Raw genomic sequence first — 19,711 nt, forward strand, 5'->3', positions numbered from 1 at the left:
TACAGTAGTTAGTTTTTATCTAGTTAGTCCAGTCGATAATTTCATGTAACGAGGCTGTTAAAGGGTTCTTTACTGGATCGGTAAGAAATTGTTGTACGCTTTCCAAATAATTTTCTTTTATAATTCTTTTAAGTACCGTACGGATTGATGCTTTGGTGTATTCGTCAGTATTTTCTTGATCTAAAATGCCGTGTTCATATGTATCGTTAGCACCATCTTCATAATCTGTATCGTTAGCACCATCTTCATAATCTGCTGGGCATAGGCATAAATTGACCGTTTCATCTCCTGAGGTATCAAGTATTGTGAGTATTGCAGCGTAATCATCACAAGATTTTAAAATTTTAGGGTTTCCACTGCATTTTAACTCGATTAATACTTTTGTGGAATAATTGAGGGTGCCGCATTCTTTGCTAACATCTTCAGGTTCTCCTGTAAATAAATCATCGAGATCGATTATGGATAATTGAGGTGAGTCTAATTTATATCTTCTTCCTTTGGAGTTGGTGACAGTTTCTTTATAAAGAAAATTACAAGGCTTTATGTCTCTAAAAAATATATGGTTTTCATGTAATTTAGCCATGTCATAACAAAATTGGTTGAAGACTCGGTAGTTTAATGACATAAAAGGGGATAATTGTTCTCTGTAATTAATAATGTCATCACCTCCAAATACAGCCGTTATCTTTCCTTTTCTGACTACAATGCCTTGTAGTCCTGGTTGTATAGAACACTGTGCCCAAGACTTTATTCCGAGTGCAGCTTTTACTTTTTTGAGCTTACTTTTAAAAATCTCATTCCGATCTGTTTCTACTGGACCACACATTGCGCTTGTGTCTGTTTGAACCGACTCTTGGGTATCTTCAGCATCAAAACTGATATATTGGGAGTCTATTGCGCTTGCCTTTTTAAAACCGCCAGATAACTTAGCAAATTCATCTTTTTTTAATCGGTGAAAAGGAAGTCTCATTGGTGGAAACACTTTATCTTTATCATAATAATATTCAATGGGTTCTACACCTGGTGTAGAACCTCTATTTGTTAATTTAACAAAGCCAATCGGAGTATTTATATGGCGAAACATTGGTTTTGCTTCTTCTAGCTTTGTGCTATGTGCTTTGTAGTTACGCTGAATAATAATTGCTTTCTTATTAGCATCTTGTAACTCACCTAATAGATATGCAATTTCTTTTTTTAATGTACTATTACCTTTTTGATCTGCTGTTTTGATTTGCCATAACAAAGTTATTAATTTCTCTGCAATTGCAGCGGGTTTAACAAAAAGAATATGAATTAGCTCTAATGTTTTACCTTCTGACAAGAAAAATAAAATGGTTAAAATATTAGTGGCTTTAGAGTGAGTCGAAATTGCTGTAATGAATTGAGCCTGAATCTCTATTGTTAGTGAAAACAACGCTGCTGCAAGTTGATAATCAGTAAAATGAGATAGTAAAGCAGACCATTCAGTGCTAGGTACGGTTCGAATAATATGTTCTAATTCAGTGGGGTCTTTGTACTTTGTTTGCCAATAACTGAGTTTTTGAGGATGCTCGAAATCAGTAAAATCTAATAAATCTTTATCTGTTAGTTCTTGTGCAATTTCAAGCCAATTCGAAAATGTAAACAATTGTGATATAGCTTTTTTCTTGACTAAAGATAGTCTTAAAAATTGGGCCATTAATTGTTCATTATGTTCCGTCGCTTCAAAAAATTTTTGTCTCCAAAATCGGTCGTTTAAACAATTTGCTATTTCATTTTTGATGTCAGGGTTGAGCAAATGAGACGTTAGCAAGGTATTAAAGTTGAAATGCTTATCACCACCACTTTCGATTAATGTGGCCAACATTTTACACGGTAAATGTTTTTGGCACTTATCGTAGTATTCTTGAAAAGTTGTTCCATCAACGTTCAATACTGCTAGCATGGATTTACAAAGCTCAGCTTGTTTACAAGGGGACATGGTGGCTGTAATTAGTGAGCAGCTTTTTAATTTAAACCCAAGCATTATTATTGTGATGAGCTCTAAATGGTGGGAGCAAGTAAATTCTCTTAATTGTTGTAATAAGTCATCATCTATTTCACCAATTACGGCTGGAATTAAACATTCATCAAAGACCTTAAGTGAGTTTAAAGGGGAAAACATTTTGCATGCGACTCTTTCAGGAAGAGTTCTGATTAAATGTATCACTTGAATTGGTAATAGCCGACATAAAACGAGATCAATAAAGTCATGATTGTTACTATCTATAATAGCGATTATCTTTTTTATTTCTGTCGTTTTTATTATTTGTGGAGGTTTTAGTATTTTATCAAAGTATAGGGTGATGAGCGGTAATTTCGATCTCCCTCTTGCTTGCTTGACTAACCAATACAAGTTTTGATCATCTAAATAATTTAGTAACTCTTTCGATTCAGGGCTGAATACAGTCGTGTTCAAGTCACAATCAAATATCAGAAACTCTCGAAGCAAAAGTTCAAGTTCATTAAATTTTGATGTATTTGAATCAAACTCAGGTGTTATGCCAAGGGTGTTAGATTCAACTACACACCAGTCATCTATATCGTTGGGCTTACTTGATTCCTCTTTGATTTGTTGAAATTGAGCATTGGTAATTAATTGCTGAAATACCACCGCGGCAACTGTTTTTTCAGTTTTTATTAATATCTTAGCTAATTCTACTATATTAAAATTAGAAGCAATTTTCACAGCAATATTGGGTGGAACTCTAGGAAAAACTTCAAAAGTAAAGGGAAAATTCTGTTGAGAAATTAATTTAGCTAATTGTTGTTGCAAATTTTCAGGGATATCCTGCCAAACTGAATTATCAGATTCAAGAGAGAGTAACGTTTTTGCGAATTCTGGTTGTTCAGTGATTACTACTTTGACTTGTTCAACAGGTAAGCAAGCGATTATTTTTGTTCTTTTAAGTTTATTCCAATATGGCGTTACAAGTAGCCTTGTTCTCATTTCATGATCCATTTGGGATAAAATGTCAGCGGCTTTTTGTGACGATAATTGTTGTAAAGCAGATTGGATAACTGTAATTTTGTTTTGCGGCTCAGAATCACTAAGGGTGTTTAGAACTTGCTTTCCTACATTATTTGGGGCTCTTTCTAAGAGTAAAATTTGTTCTTCAACGGTTACGTTTTGAGAAGAAATACTTGTTACAGCTATATCTGAAGAAAGACTAGGGTGAGTCGCGAGGGAAAGTAAAAAGTTATAGCATTTTTGGTCTGAACTGTCCTTTCCTACGACATCGCCTAATTGCAATTTTTTTCCATCATGAAAAAAACCAATATATTGACCTAATAATTTATTATTTTCTATTGTAATGAGGTATTTTTCATTTGAAAAAGTGCCAATTTTTATACTCACTGTGGCTTTTTTTGTTTCATGTAATTGAGATATTGAAGCTTCATCAATACTAGAGAAAGCCTGTTTAGATAAAAATACTTCAGGAGAAGCCATGTTGTTTCCCTGTTTTTTTACTATCTCATTATGCATTTTTGAATCAAATATAAGTTTGATCTTTTATCGCAATCAGGATAATTATTTAACCTGAATTTTGCGTAATGAAATCCATAAGAGTTTGATTCAATATATTATCTATAGTGCAGGTAGTTATTTGAATTTCAAGGCGTGTTGTGAATAAATAGCCTGCTATTTTAAGCAATCACAACGCTAAAATTCTCATAAGTAGCTGTACTGTAGATGTTTTTTTATTCAGGGTTCAGGTTGTTTTGCATAAACATTATCATTTTAGCTTAAGAGTTACGCGGTATTATTTACATAGAATTATGTTTGTATTAATAATTGTTAATTCGCGTTTTAAGTGGATAATATCTCCGTGTAACCTGAAAATGCATCTTTAACCTAAACATTCATGATAGGCATAGATGTCATATGCGTTTACTTTGACTACTATTTTTCTATCACCCTACACCATGAAAATTGTATTCGCTGAGATTTGAAGATTATTTCCAACCTAAAGCTAAAGGCGAAGTGATTTTTAGCTTTTATGCTTTCACTAACAGGCTTGGGAATAGGTGTTAGCGGCTATTTTCACGGTAAATAAATCGGTTGAACGCACAATTTAACTTAAAAATTTGGGTTGTGATTGAGTATTCATTAAATTTTTCGAGTTTTTTATTTATTTTGACCAATCTATCATGTCATGCAATGGGATTCTTAAAGAGTGACTTACTGGGTTCGCAAGAAAGTTTTTTACTGTTGTAAAGTGTTCGTCTTTTATCATTCTTTTGAGAGCAGTGACAATGCCTTCCTTCGTTTTCCTGTGAGTATTTTCAGCATTTAAGATACCATATCTAAAAATCATTTCCTCAAGAGTTCCATGTAATCTTGGGGTCGTTTTCATGTCAAAAGTTTCTGGCGCTGTCGTTAATAACATAGTTATTAAGGTTGCGTATTCATCACGGGCTTTTAATATAATTAAGTTTCCAGTGCTTTTTTTGAGTAATTCAGCTGTTATATAGGCTGGTGAACCACAAATTCTGGCTTCCTCTCCTGGCTCACCTGTATATAAGTCATCAAGGTCAATTATTGCGAGCTGTGGAGAATCTAATCTTACAGATTTTCCACTTTCAGAGGTCGCAGTCGTTTTATAAAGTAAGTTTTCACCTTTAACATCTCTAAAGAATATGTTGTGCTGATGGAGTCGCGCCATCTCATTGCAAAACCTTTCGAAGACATGATAGTCAACAATTCCATTTTCTTGAGTAAAGTTTGTAATATCTTGACCACCAGCTACAGAAGTTATTTTTCCTTTTTCTAGTACTACACCTTGTAATCCAGGCTGTATCGAGCAATTAGTCCATGATTCTATTTGAAGTGCATTTTTTATTTTTTTAAGTTTTTCTTTTAAATGGGTATTTCTACTTGTCTTTACAGAAATAAATCTTTGAGTGTATTTAGAAGCTTTATCTGTTAGAACAATTTCTTGAGCTTTAAATTGGATGTAGTGAGCGTCTCTTGCTTTGGCCCTCTTAAAAGAGCCTTTTACCTTTTGGCTTTCTTGGCTTGATAGCTCTTTTGAAGGTATTCTTATTGGAGGAAAGACTCTATCTTTATCGAAATAGTATTCTATGGGTTGACCATTTAATTTATGGTTCTTATTTTTTAATGTACGAAAGCCTTCAGGAACGTATGTGGGTCGCATCTCTAGTCGATTATTTTTTACTTTATCGAGGTGACGTCTAAAGTGGCTCTGGATCATGCTTGCTTTGAAGTTTGCCAGTTTTAATTCACCGAGGATAAAAACTATTTTCTTTTCTAAGGTGGTTCTACCTTTAATTTTTGTGGTATTAACTTGTTGTAAAAGAGATATTAATTCTTTTGTTGATTGTTCTGAGAGATACCCAAGCTGGCTAACGAGTTGTGAGGTTGAGTGTTCTGATAATTTATATAATTGAATTAAAAGTTGCACCACATTTGGCTGAGTTGAAACTGACTGTATGAATTGTACTTGCACATCAATTGGCATTTTGCACAACTCTCCAGCAAGAAGCTCGGCATCAAAACAAAGTAACAAATTAGGCCATTTATTTGCAGGAATTGTTTCGATAATGTGTGCTATTTCGGTAGGTTTTTTATGTCTAGAATGCCAATATTTAAGTTGTTGTGGTTTATCTAGATCAGTAAAATCAAGCAGGTCTTTAGGATTTAATTTTTCTGCAATTTTTAACCAAGTATTCTGTTGAAACCATCTCCCTATCATTCTTTTTTTCTCCGGTTCGAGTTTTGAAAATAATGATATAACTTTGTTGGCAGGCGAACTTAAAAACTGTCTGGCCCAGCATTTATTCTCTAAACAAACACATAGCTCATTGATATCATGCTGATCGAAATAGCTTGAGTCAGATAGATCAACCAAGCTTAATCGGGTGGGTTGTCTTCCCATTAAGCGTGCAATCATAGGTATTGGTATATGCTCTTTACATTTTTTCACGAGCTCTTGATTGGATGGAGCCGCGACTAGTTTGATCATTAGGTCGCACAGTTCATCTTGCTTTGTTTGCACTAGTAGCTGTGTAATAAGGTGGCAGTGTTTAGAACGAGATCTAAGCATAAATGTGGCAACTACATTCGGTTCTGAATTTTGGGCAAATTCTTGTAAGCCGTTTAATACTTCAACATTATCTTGATGCACTAGGGCAGGAATTAAAAGATCATTAATGATTCTAGCTGAGTAATCTTGTGAGAATAATTGTGTTGTTACTTCACTAGGAAGTACACGAATAAGAGATATCACCTGTACTGCCGAAAGTTGGCAAATTGAATCAATTATAAATTCGTTTTTGTGTTCATTGATTATGAAAGCAACATTTTCAACTTGATTTTTATCTACACTCAATGGCGATTTTAGTACTTTTTTTAAATACGCGTTGATTAAATTCGCTTTGTTTTGTCCATCTGCATACTTTATTAAGTGGTAAGCACTTTGATCATCAAGAGCATTGAATATAAATTCAAAATCAACATTGAACCCCATGAAGCTTGAGTGCTCATCATACTCAAAAAACTCTTGTAAAAATTCATTAAATTTTGCTGAGTCATTGATGAAGGATTCAGAATCTGTAACGACTCCTAAGGAATTGTCGCTGACAACACACCAGTCTTGACTTTCATTTATTACTTTGGACATTGCTAATGACTGTATGTCAGCATTGGCTATTAATTGACTGAATAATTGTACCGCCCTGTCTTTTTCAATATTTTTTAGTAAACATGCTAAATCTTTACCATTAAGCTGGCATAAAACTCTTGTTGCTAAATGATTGGGAAGATTTGGTATTTCTTGAGTTATAAATAATAAACTTCTTTGAAGTACTAATTGCTCTAATTCGGGCTGAAATGAACTGGATAAACCTTCCTTAGTTTGACATTGCGCTTCAAGAAATAATATCTGATTTGCAAATGACTCTAAGAAAACACCGCATTGCTCTGTAGACAAGAGGGCAATTACTTTGGTTCTATTTTTTATGTTCCAGTTTGCATCTGAAAGCAATGAACTCATTAATTTATCGTCCATTGATGATAAGATTTCAGCCGCTTTTGAGGCAGATAATTGTTGTAAAATGTAAAGTGCATTCTGAGTTTGATTTTTATGGTCATGCTCAAGGAGTTTACTAAGAACTCGTAGCCCGACCTTTGTAGGAGCGTGATCGAGAAGTAAAGCCTGTTCTTCTTTAGATAGTTGCTCTGATTGAATAGTGTTAACGGCAATGTCTTCAGGAAGGTTTGGGTGCACCGTGATGGTATATAAAAGTTTAAGACCTGGTGTATCCGATTTATCACCAAACCGCACTGGTTTATCTTTAAATAATCGATTAACTTGTTGACCAACAAGTTGATTGTTTTGCACTGTTACACTGTACTTATCTTCAAATAGTACGCCTTCCTTCACTGAACAATTGAGTGTATTTCCCTCACTCAATTGGCTTAATGAGTAATCATCAAAACCTGAATATACTTCTCTGTCTAATAACAACTTTGAAGAAGCCATATATTTCCTAAAAGCGCAGTAATACTGAATAAGTACATCTGACTGTTAATTTAAAATGAATATCGTTAACCTATGGATAATTTGTAGTAAGTTATATTTTGTTTGTTCAATAGTAATCCAAGTTTAGTCTAAAACTAATGCTAATTAGAGTTACAAGGCCGTTCGATTAATTAAAATTTCTTAATTTGTATTAATGCTTATTTCAATTATAAATGATGACCTTTATGTATTTAACCTGAACTCGGGATAATGAAATCTTCATCAATTTCGATTGCACTTTGAGTACATAAATAGCTCTGAGTTGAGCATTTAATTACTGTAATGGTATAAGTTTAAATTCAATCTACAGTGTGGCTGGTTTCGTTTTGTACGAGGCGTAACTATTTGTAATAGCCAGTTTATTTTAGAGAAGTCCAATATTGAAGTAGGCGAAAATAGCTGTGCTGTAGAGGTTTGCTTATCCAGAGTTCAGGTTATTTAAATCATTTGCATAATCCATTTAATGAGATAAACGTCTATGACTTCAGAAAATATTAAGCAAGCAGCAAACAGTGAGTGTGTGTTGAGTGTGTCACCTCCGCTTCTAAACCTTTATAGCAGTGATTCTATTCTACAAAAGTGGGTTAATGAATTTAAGCAGGCCTTTTCTATCAATGAATTAGCATCGCTAGGTGATGTGTACGGTAAAGATTTGTATGAATCGGGGGAAGATGCAAATCGCTCAACACCTGAGTTTCATTCCCATGACCGATTTGGCCGACGTATTGATAAAGTGGTATATCACCCTGCTTATCATCAGTTTATGCAATGCGCTATCCAAGCTCAAATGCCTTCATTGCCATGGGTTGAATCTAAATCTGGTGCACACGTTATTAGAACAGCAATGCAGTATATGCATATGCAAGTTGAAGCAGGTTCAGCTTGTCCACTCACAATGACTTTTGCTTCAGTTGCAGCGATTAAACATTCTCCGGTGATAGCTCAATTATGGATACCCAAAATACTGTCAGCTGAATATGATTATCGGGACATTCCCTATTTTGATAAAAAAGGCTTAACAATTGGAATGGCCATGACTGAAAAGCAGGGTGGTTCGGATGTGCGAGCTAATTCGACTCATGCTTTAGCTATTAGCAGTGAAGGAAATGGTGAGGCATACGAACTAACAGGACATAAATGGTTTTGCTCTGCACCAATGTGTGATGCTTTTCTCGTTCTAGCTCAAACAGAACAGGGATTATCATGTTTTTTATTACCTAGATGGCGTCCTGATGGCAGTAAAAACCAATTTCATATTCAAAGATTAAAAAATAAATTAGGTAATAGATCTAATGCCTCTTCTGAAGTTGAGTTTAATAAAGCGTTGGCTTGGATGATTGGTGAGCCCGGAAAAGGGCTGAAGTGTATTATGGAAATGGTAGCTTTAACTCGTTTTGATTGTATGGTTGGCTCTTCCGCTCTTATGCGCGCGTCACTCGCTCAAGCATTGTTATTTACTCATGAAAGAAAAACTTTTGGTGTTCAGCTTCAAAAACACCCTTTAATGCAAAATGTTTTAGCTGATCTTGCAATTGAATCGGAAGCTGCGATTGCATTTTCCATGAGAGTGGCGAATGCTTTTGATAATTCTGATTCAGAGTCAGAAAAATTATTTATTCGAATCGCAACTGCTATTGGCAAGTACTGGATATGTAAAAGAGCTCCGCATTTTGTTTACGAAGCGATGGAATGCTTAGGAGGCATTGGATATGTGGAGGATAACTATATTGCAAGAATGTACCGAGAAGCGCCAGTAAATGCAATTTGGGAAGGTTCAGGAAATATCCAATGTTTAGATTTTATGAGAACGGTAGTAAAAGAAAAGGAGTCTCTTACTGCTCTCGTAAATGAGTTGGGCAAAGGTAAAAATAAATATATTGAATATGATCATCATTTAACCGATTTACTCAAGCAGCTTAAATCTATAGGTAATAAAGAATTTAGCCTCAGAGTGTTGATTGATAAAATTGCAGTTGCAACTCAAGCATCAATTTTAATTCAATATGGCGATCCGCTTATTGCTAAAGCCTTTTGTCAATCACGACTTGTGCCTACTGCGACGGTAAATTTTGGTACACTAGGAGGAGATATAGATGCGAGCGCAATTATAAAGCGTGCAATGCCAAGTTTATGAATAAGGAATGTTATGGGGAAAGTATTTGAATCGATGACACAGCAACAAATGGAGTTCATTGAGAAACAACAAATGTTTTTTGTCGCTACCGCCGCGACAGAAGGAACGGTAAATTTATCGCCTAAGGGAATGGATTCCCTCAGAATTATCGATAGTAATACCATTGCTTGGTTAAATGTCACTGGTAGCGGAAATGAAACATCGGCTCATGTTCAGCAAAACCCTAGAATGACCGTGATGTTTTGTGCATTTGAAGGTGCGCCACTTATTTTGCGCCTTTATGGACAAGCCCGTATGCTGCATCAGGCAGACGGTGATTGGGGAAAATATAAAGATCTTTTTCCTTCGTTACCAGGCACTCGTCAGATTTATCTTTTAGATATAGATAAAACTCAATCGTCTTGTGGGATGGGAGTACCACTATATGATTTTGTTGCTCAAAGGGACTCGCTTAACCGCTCTCACGAAAAGAAAGGCCAAAAAGGTGTTGAAGCTTATTGGACAAAAGCGAATCAAAAAAGTTTAGATGGCTTTCCTACTTCTATTGTAGAGCTTTCAGGTCTCACAGTAGAAGAATAATACCAATTACAGTAATTAAATTCCCAGCTCAGAGCTATGTATGTGTTCAAAGTACAAGTGAAATTGATGAAGACATAGTTAATACCGACATACAAAACTGTCGTTATTATATTGCTACGTTGAGGCAATTTTGCGTAGTAATTTGAACACATACAAGCTCCCGAAGGGCAAGGCTAAAGGATTCCATTACTAGGTTACAAGTTTTTGAATTATCCCGACAAAAGCACGAAGTGCGTTGAACGCCAACTTTGTATGGCGGCCGTAGGGAATATAGTACTTCAAACTTGCGCCCTGTACTGAAATCCTTTAGCTCTTGCTGAGAGGGAAGTTAATTACTGTAATTGGTATAAAATAACGAATGACAATAGTCTTTTTGACACTAGAAGCGTTGTTCGGCTTCTAGGGTCTGTTGATCTTTCAGGATTAAATTTTGTGCTATTTGAGCATTTATCTGTTCAACCTAGAAACATCAGTTGACTGCGTTCTCAAGCGTAGAAAAAATGGCTGATAGTAAGGCGTAGCTTGCAGCAAGTAGTTATTCTACTTGCAAAAGTTACAACGCAGATAGCAGTCATTTTAGCAAGCTTGTGAGCGTAGAGCACTTCACTCATTGGGTGAAAGCCATGATGATAAAATCATTATATTGCTCAAACAGTTACTCATATACTCAGCGTTCAACTGATGATTTTAGGTTCAAGGCGTGAGCAGTGATGCTTAGCCATCTAAGTGAGCTGGTCACAACACAGAACAGTAAATGCTCAAAAGCATCGAAAAAAGAGAGAGCGTAAATTGGTCGCTCTTTCTAAATAAAAGGTGCTGCGTTATCGTTTTCTTATTTGGAAACGAAGTAACGACAGTTTTGTATGTCGATAATAACCAAACCTCACAAACTCTGTCTTGCATAAAATAACCAATTTATCGCTGCAAAAACAATCACGAAAGATCAACAGACCCTAGTGTCTAGTGCTGCCAGTAATCCAAAGTGCCGGTGCCATTTTTATTTCTATTTAAGCAATTTTAAGCTTATTTCTATATTTATTTCACGTCGATTACAAAGTCGTTAATATTAATTTAGTTCGTTGATATTTAACAGTTAATAAGGTTTTTAGGCTGTTTCTTGTCAGTTTGCGAAAAAATATATTTATCGAGTAGCGGGTTGTTTAAATATCACGCATAAAAAGTCAATTTTAATGGTATTTAACGCTGTTAAATCTCCAGCCGTAGTGTGACTGAGCTCACATCAAAAAAATGCTTAGAAACTATACTGTTTATCTACTGGAATACCAGTCCTCAATGAACATTAATGTTTGTATGATCTGGATCAACTAACTGAGTCATTTAGACAGCTTTTGCTATATAGCTTACCCGCAAGTCGAGTTACTATTTTTATACCAAATAAATTCGAAAACGTTGTTGGTGACGATTGACTGAAAAGTCAGAGTATAAATATTCAGATTTGAATGTCAGGGTTACCGTAAATATCCGCAAGGAGAATACATGAGTGCCACTTCGAGCGATGAAAAAAAGTTAGAGTTCAAAATTTTCATTTTTCTAACTGTGTTTTTAGCACCGCTACTGTCTGTAATATTAGTAGGAGGGTTGGGTTTTGCGATATGGATCAGTCAAATCTTAACAGGCCCTCCAGGTCCTGGCTAATAAACAAAAATCGAATAATAAAATCAATTAATTTTAGAGTGTAATAATGAGCAAAGAACTTCACGTGACCAGCCTGGTTGTCCAAGTTATTCCTGAAAAAATGTCTACCGTGCGTGAGGCCATTATGGCCATGGAAAATGCTGAGCTGTCGGTAAATGATGAGGTTAAATTGGTAGTGGTGATTGAAGGTACCAGCAAGCGCGGTTTAATGGAAGATGTCGATGCTGTGGGTAATTTACCCGGTGTACTTTCATCATCTATGGTCTATCACCAATGTGAAGAGCTCGAAGAGGGCGAAATATGAATATGAATAGACGTGAGTTTATGAAGGCAAATGCAGCGATAGCTGCAGCCAGTGCTGCCGGTTTATCGTTGCCAGCAACAGCAAGCAACCTCATAACCAGTTCAGAGCAAACAAAGCTTGATTGGAACAAAGCGCCATGCCGTTTTTGTGGAACGGGTTGTTCTGTGATGGTGGGAACCAAAAACGGTAAAGTGGTAGCAACGAATGGTGATCCAGATAGCGAAGTAAACAAAGGTCTTAACTGTGTTAAGGGTTACTTCCTATCTAAAATTATGTACGGAAAAGATCGTCTGACTAAGCCATTGCTACGTATGACAAACGGAAAATACGATAAGCATGGTGATTTCACCCCAATTTCGTGGGACAGCGCCTTCGACATCATGGCTGATAAATGGAAAGAGACCATTAAGAAAAAAGGTCCAACAGCGATTGGTATGTTCGGCTCTGGTCAATGGACAGTTTGGGAAGGTTACGCTGCAAGTAAGTTAATGAAAGCAGGATTTGGTTCTAATAATATTGACCCTAATGCTCGCCATTGTATGGCATCTGCGGTAGGTGGCTTCATGCGTACTTTTGGTATCGATGAGCCGATGGGTTGTTACAACGATATGGAAGAAGCTGACCGTTTCGTGCTTTGGGGTTCGAACATGGCAGAGATGCATCCTATCTTATGGACTCGTGTAACTGATCGTCGTCTGAGTGCGCCGCATGTACGTGTTGGTGTGCTATCTACGTATAAACATCGCTCATTTGATTTAGCTGATTTACCAATGGTATTTACACCACAAGGTGATTTAGCAGTACTTAACTTTATTGCCAACTACATCTGTCAAAACGATGCCGTGAATTGGGATTTTGTTAAAAAACACACTAATTTCCGTAAAGGTAATACGGATATTGGTTACGGCTTACGTCCAACGCATCCTGTACAGAAAAAAGCTAAGAATGCCGATAAAGCTGGTGGTTCACAACCAATTGACTACGAAGCATTTAAGAAGTTTGTTTCTGAGTACACGGTAGAAAAAGCCAGTGAAATTTCTGGTGTTCCAGAAGATAAACTTATCGAGCTAGCTAAGTGGTACGCCGACCCTAACTTGAAGATTACTTCATTCTGGACAATGGGTGCTAATCAGCATACTCGTGGTGTTTGGTGTAATAACTTACTCTATAACATCCACTTATTAACAGGTAAAATTGCGACACCGGGTAACAGCCCATTCTCACTGACGGGGCAGCCCTCAGCGTGTGGTACTGCTCGTGAAGTGGGTACATTTGCTCACCGTCTGCCTGCAGATATGGTGGTTAAAAACCCTAAGCATCGTGCAATTGCTGAAAAAATTTGGAAAATTCCAGCTGGCATTATCCCACCGAAACCAGGTTTCCACGCGGTATTGCAAAGCCGTAAATTGAAAGATGGTGAGATGAACTGCTATTGGACTCAAGTTACCAACAATATGCAAGCAGGGCCTAACATCAATGAAGAAATTCTTCCAGGTTGGCGTAACCCTGAAAACTTTATTGTGGTTTCGGATCCATACCCAACAGTTTCTACTCAAGCGGCTGACTTGATCCTTCCAACAGCAATGTGGGTTGAGAAAGAAGGGGCTTACGGTAACGCTGAGCGACGTACTCAGTTTTGGCATCAAATGGTTAAAGCGCCAGGCGAATCAAAATCTGACTTATGGCAAACCATGGAGTTCTCAAAGCGTTTCACTACTGATGAAGTTTGGCCAAAAGATGTATTAGCAGCGAATCCTGAATTTAAAGGAAAAACACTGTTTGAAGTGCTTTATCAAAACGGTCAAGTAAATAAGTTTCCAATGTCTGATATGGACGAGAAGTTCGAAAATCATGAGTCAGAAGACTTTGGTTTCTACGTTCAAAAAGGTCTATTTGAAGAATATGCTACATTCGGACGCGGCCATGCCCATGATTTAGCGCCATTTGATACTTATCACGAAGTTCACGGTTTACGTTGGCCTGTCGTTGACGGCAAAGAGACTTTATGGCGTTTCCGCGAAGGTTCAGATCCATATGTAACACCGGGTAAAGGTTTCGAGTTTTATGGTAAACCTGATGGTCGCGCTGTTATTTGGGCACTACCTTACGAGCCAGCAGCAGAATCACCTGACGAAGAATACGATTTATGGCTATGTACAGGTCGTGTTATTGAACACTGGCATACAGGCTCTATGACCCAACGCGTTCCTGAGCTTTACAAAGCGTTCCCGAATGCAGTTTGTTTCATTCACCCTGAAGATGCGAAGAAAAGAGGTTTACGCCGTGGCGATGAAATGATAGTTCGCTCTCGTCGTGGTGAAATTCGCACTCGAGTTGAAACACGTGGTCGTAATAAACCACCTGTAGGTCTGGTTTATGTACCATTTTTTGACGCCAGTCAGCTAATCAACAAGGTAACGCTTGATGCAACGGATCCACTTTCTAAGCAGACTGATTTTAAGAAGTGTGCTGTAAAAGTGATAAAAGCATAGGGAGTCGGTTATGAAATCAATAAAAAATAATATGTTGAGAGTGATTGTACTTTTCACATTAGCTTGCTCTGCAGTTACAGTTGCCGCTAAAAATGAAACAGTACCAGCCGATGATGTAGCAACTTTAAGGCTGCATCCAATTGATATTGAACCTACGCCGCCAGCATTAAAAAATGAGGTCGATCATGAGGGTACTTATGGTAGGGCTTACCCTACTCAAGCACCAATGATTCCGCATAAGGCGAATAAATATCAGATGAACCTAAAAGTCAATCAGTGTTTAAGCTGTCATGATCGCTCTCGTATTAAAGAATCGAAAGCGCCAATGGTGAGTGTTACGCACTTTATGACTAGAGATAATGAGGTTTTAGCGCAAGTATCGCCACGTCGATATTTCTGTACCCAATGTCATGTTCCACAAGATAATGCGAAGCCATTGGTTGAGAATATATTTATTGATGTTGATAAGTTGCTAGAAGCCGATGCAGCTAAAAAAGGCCGCTAAGCACTAGGAGGTAAAATGTTGGATAAGATTAAAAAAATCTGGTGCATCTTAGCTAAACCTAGTGTTCATTATAGCTTAGGTTTCCTGACAGTCGGCGGTTTTATTGCTGGTATAATCTTCTGGGGTGGTTTTAATACCGCATTAGAAGCAACTAATACAGAAACATTCTGTATTAGTTGTCATGAAATGGAAAACAACGTCTATCAAGAGTTACAGACAACGATTCATTTCACTAACCGCAGTGGTGTTCGTGCAACTTGCCCTGATTGTCATGTTCCTCATGAATGGACGGATAAGATTGCTCGTAAGATGCAGGCTTCTAAAGAAGTTTGGGGCAAAATATTTGGCACCATTAATACTCGTGAAAAGTTTGAAGGAAAACGTCGTGAACTAGCTGAGCACGAATGGGCGAGGTTAAAAGCGAATGACTCATTAGAATGTCGTAATTGTCATAACTTCGACTATATGGATTTTACGAGACAAGCACCGCGAGCAGCCAAAGCTCACTCAACATCACTTGCAAGTGGAGAAAAAACTTGTATAGATTGCCATAAAGGTATTGCTCACCACTTACCTGATATGACAGGTGTTGAAGGGTATTAGTTGATTAAATAACAGTTAATCTGTTTTATTGAAAAGCTAGGTAAACACTAGGGGCTGTTTATCTTTCGTGATTATTTTTGCAGCGATAAATTGGTCGTTTTATACAAGACAGAGCTTGTGCGGTTTGGTATTCCAAATAAGCAAGCGATAACGCAGTAGAAATGACCAATTTACGCTGTCTAAGATGCTTTTGAGCGTTCATTGTTCTGTGTTGTAACCCGTTTGATGACTAAGCTTCACTGCTTACGCCTTGAACAGATAAACGCTCAAATAGCACAAAATTTAATCCTGAAAGATAAGCAGCCCCTAGAGCTTTTTTGTAAGTAAAGTACTTAAACACCTCTTTTTAAATTAATTTTTGTTCTAATAATAGATTTTAACTCTCCATTTAAACTTTCTAAAACTGCAGCGTAGTTTTGTACCGAAAGAGTCATTAATAACGAGGTGATATTGGCTTCGTCTTTCAGCCATAGTCGGCCTATTATTGCGCTAAAAGTAGCTGTGTTAATTGTTGAAGTTAAACTTACTAAATCTGAGTTAGTTTTTTTTAACAAATATAATAATAATTCTTCTTGGGTTACTTTATCACTTATTTTACTCAGTAATTCTTCATACTCTTTTACTTGTAGTGAATCTATGAGCTCTTTGCATGTTACTGGGTCAGTTTTCCAGAGTATGCTTACGATCTGTGTTTTTACTGAGGAAAGTTGCTTGAATGCTTGTTTTAATTTGTCTAGTTCAGTATTTAATAATTCATTCAGTATGTTTGTAAAGTTTGTTTCTCTTGGTAATGAATTTAAGAAGTTGATGAAATCTTCGTGCTTTAATTGGTGGATAAATGCAACACAAAAAGTCTGTTTTTCTGTCCACAATAAATTAATTAACGCTATTTGTGCTGATAGACTGACGTTGTTAAGTAAGTCTACAAATAATCTTTGATCAGACACTCGAGTCATTACTGCCTGTTGATTCTTTAATGAATAAAAGCGAAGGGGACCTGACAAAAATTTAGAGGGATTTTGTATTAGAGCTTCTATAAAAGCATTAGCACTGCTTATTTGAGACTGTTGTTGGGGGCTTGCAACGACTCGATAACCGATCGCCATATTAAATAGTTGGCCCACATCGCGATAAGACGATAAATATTCAGAGAATGATAAAACTCTATTTATAGGCATCTTAATTAACTCTGAAAAAAGTTGATCTTTGGGTATAGTTTTTTCATCGTGAATTTGGTGTAACGGTATTGGTGGCAAGGCAGTAAGTAATTCTGTAAGTGAATCATTATTAGTGTGCATAAAATTGAGTATTAAACCTGCCAGCGTATTAACAGGAATTTCAGGGTTGTTGAAAATTTGACTAACTTGCAGTGAACTTAATTTAGTAAGTAGTTGGATTGTTTCTGCTTCTGTGAGTTTTTTGCTTGAAAAAAGCACATTAATTTGTTCATCTTCTAATTCCTCCCAACTTAATTGTAAGTTCGAAGCTGAAAATACTTCTATTATCAGTTTGAGTGAGCTGTCTTCACGCCTTAGAGCGTAAGACAAATATAGGATTAAATCTGCTTCAGTGGCTTGTGCTTGTATCACTTTTCTCGCTAGTTCTAGGTCTTCACTTAATGTAATAATTGTGAGTCTATCTTTCACCTTTAGTTTGTTGATCGAGAGTATTAATTGCTCTTCATTGAATGTGTGCAATTTATCAATGACCAATTTTTTGATAGCAGGGCTTTTAACTTGTATGATGTATTCATTAAAATCATTGAATTCGTTACGGCTAAGTAGAGTCACAAGTTGCTCTACACTTAAGCTATTTAATATTTCGGAGTAACTGAGTTCACTACAGCCTTTGTGATGTAACTTATCAATGGCTTGTATATCTAATCGTCGTAACAAACTTTCTTTAAAGGTACGGCTGCCTTTGATAGGGGTGGTTTCGAATAGCAGAGATATAACAAAAGAATTAGCAATAGTCTCATGAATTTCAGCGCTGTTAATGAATGCAGCAAGGTTTTCTTCTGGAAGGTTTTTAATCAGGGATTCAATAGATTCTCGCTCCTTTGAGGATTTGTTTTGTTTGCAAAGCGCCACGTATGAAGTAGTCCAAAAACTAGTAGGAAGATGTTTTTTTATGTTATTTACTTTACTTGGCGAAATTTGAGCTAACTCTAGGAGTATGCTGGTACGAATTTGTTGTGTTAGTTTTGAATCATTGAGCACTTGAATGGCTTCTGCTTCATCAAGCTTTGAAAGTAATAACGCTTTGTTGGAAATAGGTATGCTGCTTACTTTGAGAAATTCATTTTTTTTAACTGACGTTATTGCAGCCCATGCACTTCTTAGCTGGCTTGTGGGACAAACGGTTAAAAAATGTGGAAAATGCTGAGTTGCTTGGCACGCAGAAAATAAATTTACTATGTTTTTAGCTGATAGGGGGGCCATGTAGCTTTCGGCTGCATCTTTATTTAAAACTGAACATAGCCAAGTTATTTTTTTATTGTCGTTTAAGGAATCAATCATTTCATGTAATTGAGGTTTTGGGATCAGCACAGCTAAAGTTTTACATGTGTTGATATCTGAGATTTCTTTTAATAAAGCTTGTTGTGCTTCAGGTTTTAGTTCGAGGAAGTAATGTGCTTGTAGATGTGAGGTTTCAGTGAGAAATTTACTGATGACATCTTGTGTACCTATTAACTCTTTGTTGAAAAGTTTTATTAATTCAGAGAGCGAGAGCTGATTTAAGTTATCTGGAGATTGGCATAATAAGACGAAAAGTGTTGCTTCCTCTCTCGTTGTATCTCTTGCTTTTGCTTTGCTATTAGGAGACTCAATCAACACATAATCATCGGCTGTTTTGTTCGCTCTAGATTTCATGAGTTGTTCAACTTTTTTTACTTCATCAACAATAGAAAGTTTATCTTTGCATGAGCATATGGCTTTAAGCGCTTTATTTTTTTCTAATTGAGAAAACAGTTCAAGCCTATTTTCTTCTGGGCAAGCAAGTAAAAAGTTGGGTTGCTCTTGGTTTGTTGATAACTTCGTATAAATAAGAACAGCTTGCATGCTATTGGTTTTAACAAGTTGTGAGAAAATTTGTTCAGCTTTATGGTGTCCACCTTCTTTATCTTTGATAATTTCTATTAAGACTTCAGCAACTCGTTCTGAATTTGTTCGGCTTAAAGCTTTAGAGGCATTTTTAATACTTGCTTGCAAAATACTCTTAACAACAATAGCGATAGGGGTTTTAGGAGATGCCAATACATGAAAAAGAATGTCGTGTCGGGTGTCTTGAGACTTATGTTCTTGTCCCAAGTTTGTGTGAGTAAAGTGGAAATATACGTCAATTTGATTATTAACAACAGTCACATCATAAGTATGCTCTACCCAGTCATTTTTAGAAGGATCTTTGAAGCCTATTTGGAGCTTTTTTCCTTCTTTAAGACTAGATAATTGATCTGCTTCATTTAAATAACTCAGAGAAGATATTGAAACTTTATCAATTCGACTTTCAGACACTTTTACTTCACCTTTCGACAATACACGTATATATGCATAAATACTGTAAATAGTAGTTATTAAATGCATTGTTTTCAAAGTTTTAAGTTAATATATGTACGCTGTTCAGTTTACCTTCAGGGAAAGGCTTATTTCTTAAGTGGTTAAAGTGTTCAGAAGTATGAGTTAAAGCCCTAGCGTTTGTTTTGAACCTAAAATCATCAGTTGAACGCTGAGTATATGAGTAACTGTTTGAGCAATATGATGATTTTATCATCATGGCTTTCACCCAATGAGTGAAGTGCTCTACGCTCACAAGCTTGCTAAAATGACTGCTATCTGCGTTGTAACTTTTGCAAGTAGAATAACTACTTGCTGCAAG

10 protein-coding genes are annotated in these 19,711 nt (G+C 36.5%); 7 read left to right on the forward strand and 3 right to left on the reverse strand.

All coding sequences use genetic code 11. From position 1 onward, the window contains the following. Positions 1-19: 19 nt before the first annotated feature. Together E2I05_RS07075 and E2I05_RS07080 are read right to left on the reverse strand one after the other, a co-directional pair. Positions 20-3,469 carry a serine/threonine-protein kinase gene (locus tag E2I05_RS07075; RefSeq protein WP_121852085.1) on the reverse strand — a complete coding sequence of 1,150 codons (3,450 nt, stop codon included), beginning with the start codon at positions 3,467-3,469 and terminating at the stop codon, positions 20-22. A 682-nt stretch (positions 3,470-4,151) separates the two neighbouring features. Beyond that, entirely contained in the window at positions 4,152-7,523 is a 3,372-nt protein-coding gene (locus E2I05_RS07080) for a protein kinase family protein (RefSeq protein WP_121852084.1), read from the reverse strand. 517 nt (positions 7,524-8,040) lie between these two features. On the opposite strand from E2I05_RS07080, the gene E2I05_RS07085 reads away from it, so the two are divergent. The 7 genes from E2I05_RS07085 (at position 8,041) to E2I05_RS07115 (ending at position 15,835) form a co-directional block, all read left to right on the forward strand. Continuing rightward, positions 8,041-9,696, forward strand: coding sequence for an acyl-CoA dehydrogenase family protein (locus E2I05_RS07085; protein WP_121852083.1), 1,656 nt, complete (start codon positions 8,041-8,043; stop codon positions 9,694-9,696). Positions 9,697-9,708: 12 nt separating this feature from the next. Then, entirely contained in the window at positions 9,709-10,275 is a 567-nt protein-coding gene (locus tag E2I05_RS07090) for a pyridoxamine 5'-phosphate oxidase family protein (RefSeq protein WP_121852082.1), read from the forward strand. A gap of 1,497 nt (positions 10,276-11,772) precedes the next feature. Further along, entirely contained in the window at positions 11,773-11,931 is a 159-nt protein-coding gene (locus E2I05_RS07095) for a periplasmic nitrate reductase, NapE protein (protein ID WP_121852081.1), read from the forward strand. A gap of 46 nt (positions 11,932-11,977) precedes the next feature. After that, complete coding sequence (locus E2I05_RS07100; RefSeq protein WP_121852080.1) at positions 11,978-12,235, forward strand: chaperone NapD; 258 nt, start codon at positions 11,978-11,980, stop codon at positions 12,233-12,235. Positions 12,236-12,237: 2 nt separating this feature from the next. Then, on the forward strand, positions 12,238-14,727 hold the full coding sequence (gene napA / locus E2I05_RS07105; RefSeq protein ID WP_121852114.1) for a nitrate reductase catalytic subunit NapA: 2,490 nt from the start codon (positions 12,238-12,240) through the stop codon (positions 14,725-14,727). 10 nt (positions 14,728-14,737) lie between these two features. After that, on the forward strand, positions 14,738-15,232 hold the full coding sequence (locus E2I05_RS07110; protein ID WP_121852079.1) for a nitrate reductase cytochrome c-type subunit: 495 nt from the start codon (positions 14,738-14,740) through the stop codon (positions 15,230-15,232). 15 nt (positions 15,233-15,247) lie between these two features. Beyond that, positions 15,248-15,835, forward strand: coding sequence for a cytochrome c3 family protein (locus E2I05_RS07115; RefSeq protein ID WP_121852078.1), 588 nt, complete (start codon positions 15,248-15,250; stop codon positions 15,833-15,835). A gap of 332 nt (positions 15,836-16,167) precedes the next feature. Here E2I05_RS07115 and E2I05_RS07120 read toward each other — a convergent pair whose 3' ends face one another. Continuing rightward, complete coding sequence (locus tag E2I05_RS07120; RefSeq protein ID WP_133309539.1) at positions 16,168-19,419, reverse strand: hypothetical protein; 3,252 nt, start codon at positions 19,417-19,419, stop codon at positions 16,168-16,170. Between the last annotated feature and the right edge of the window lie 292 nt (positions 19,420-19,711).

It is taken from the genome of Parashewanella spongiae, assembly GCF_004358345.1.
Lineage (GTDB): Bacteria > Pseudomonadota > Gammaproteobacteria > Enterobacterales > Shewanellaceae > Parashewanella > Parashewanella spongiae.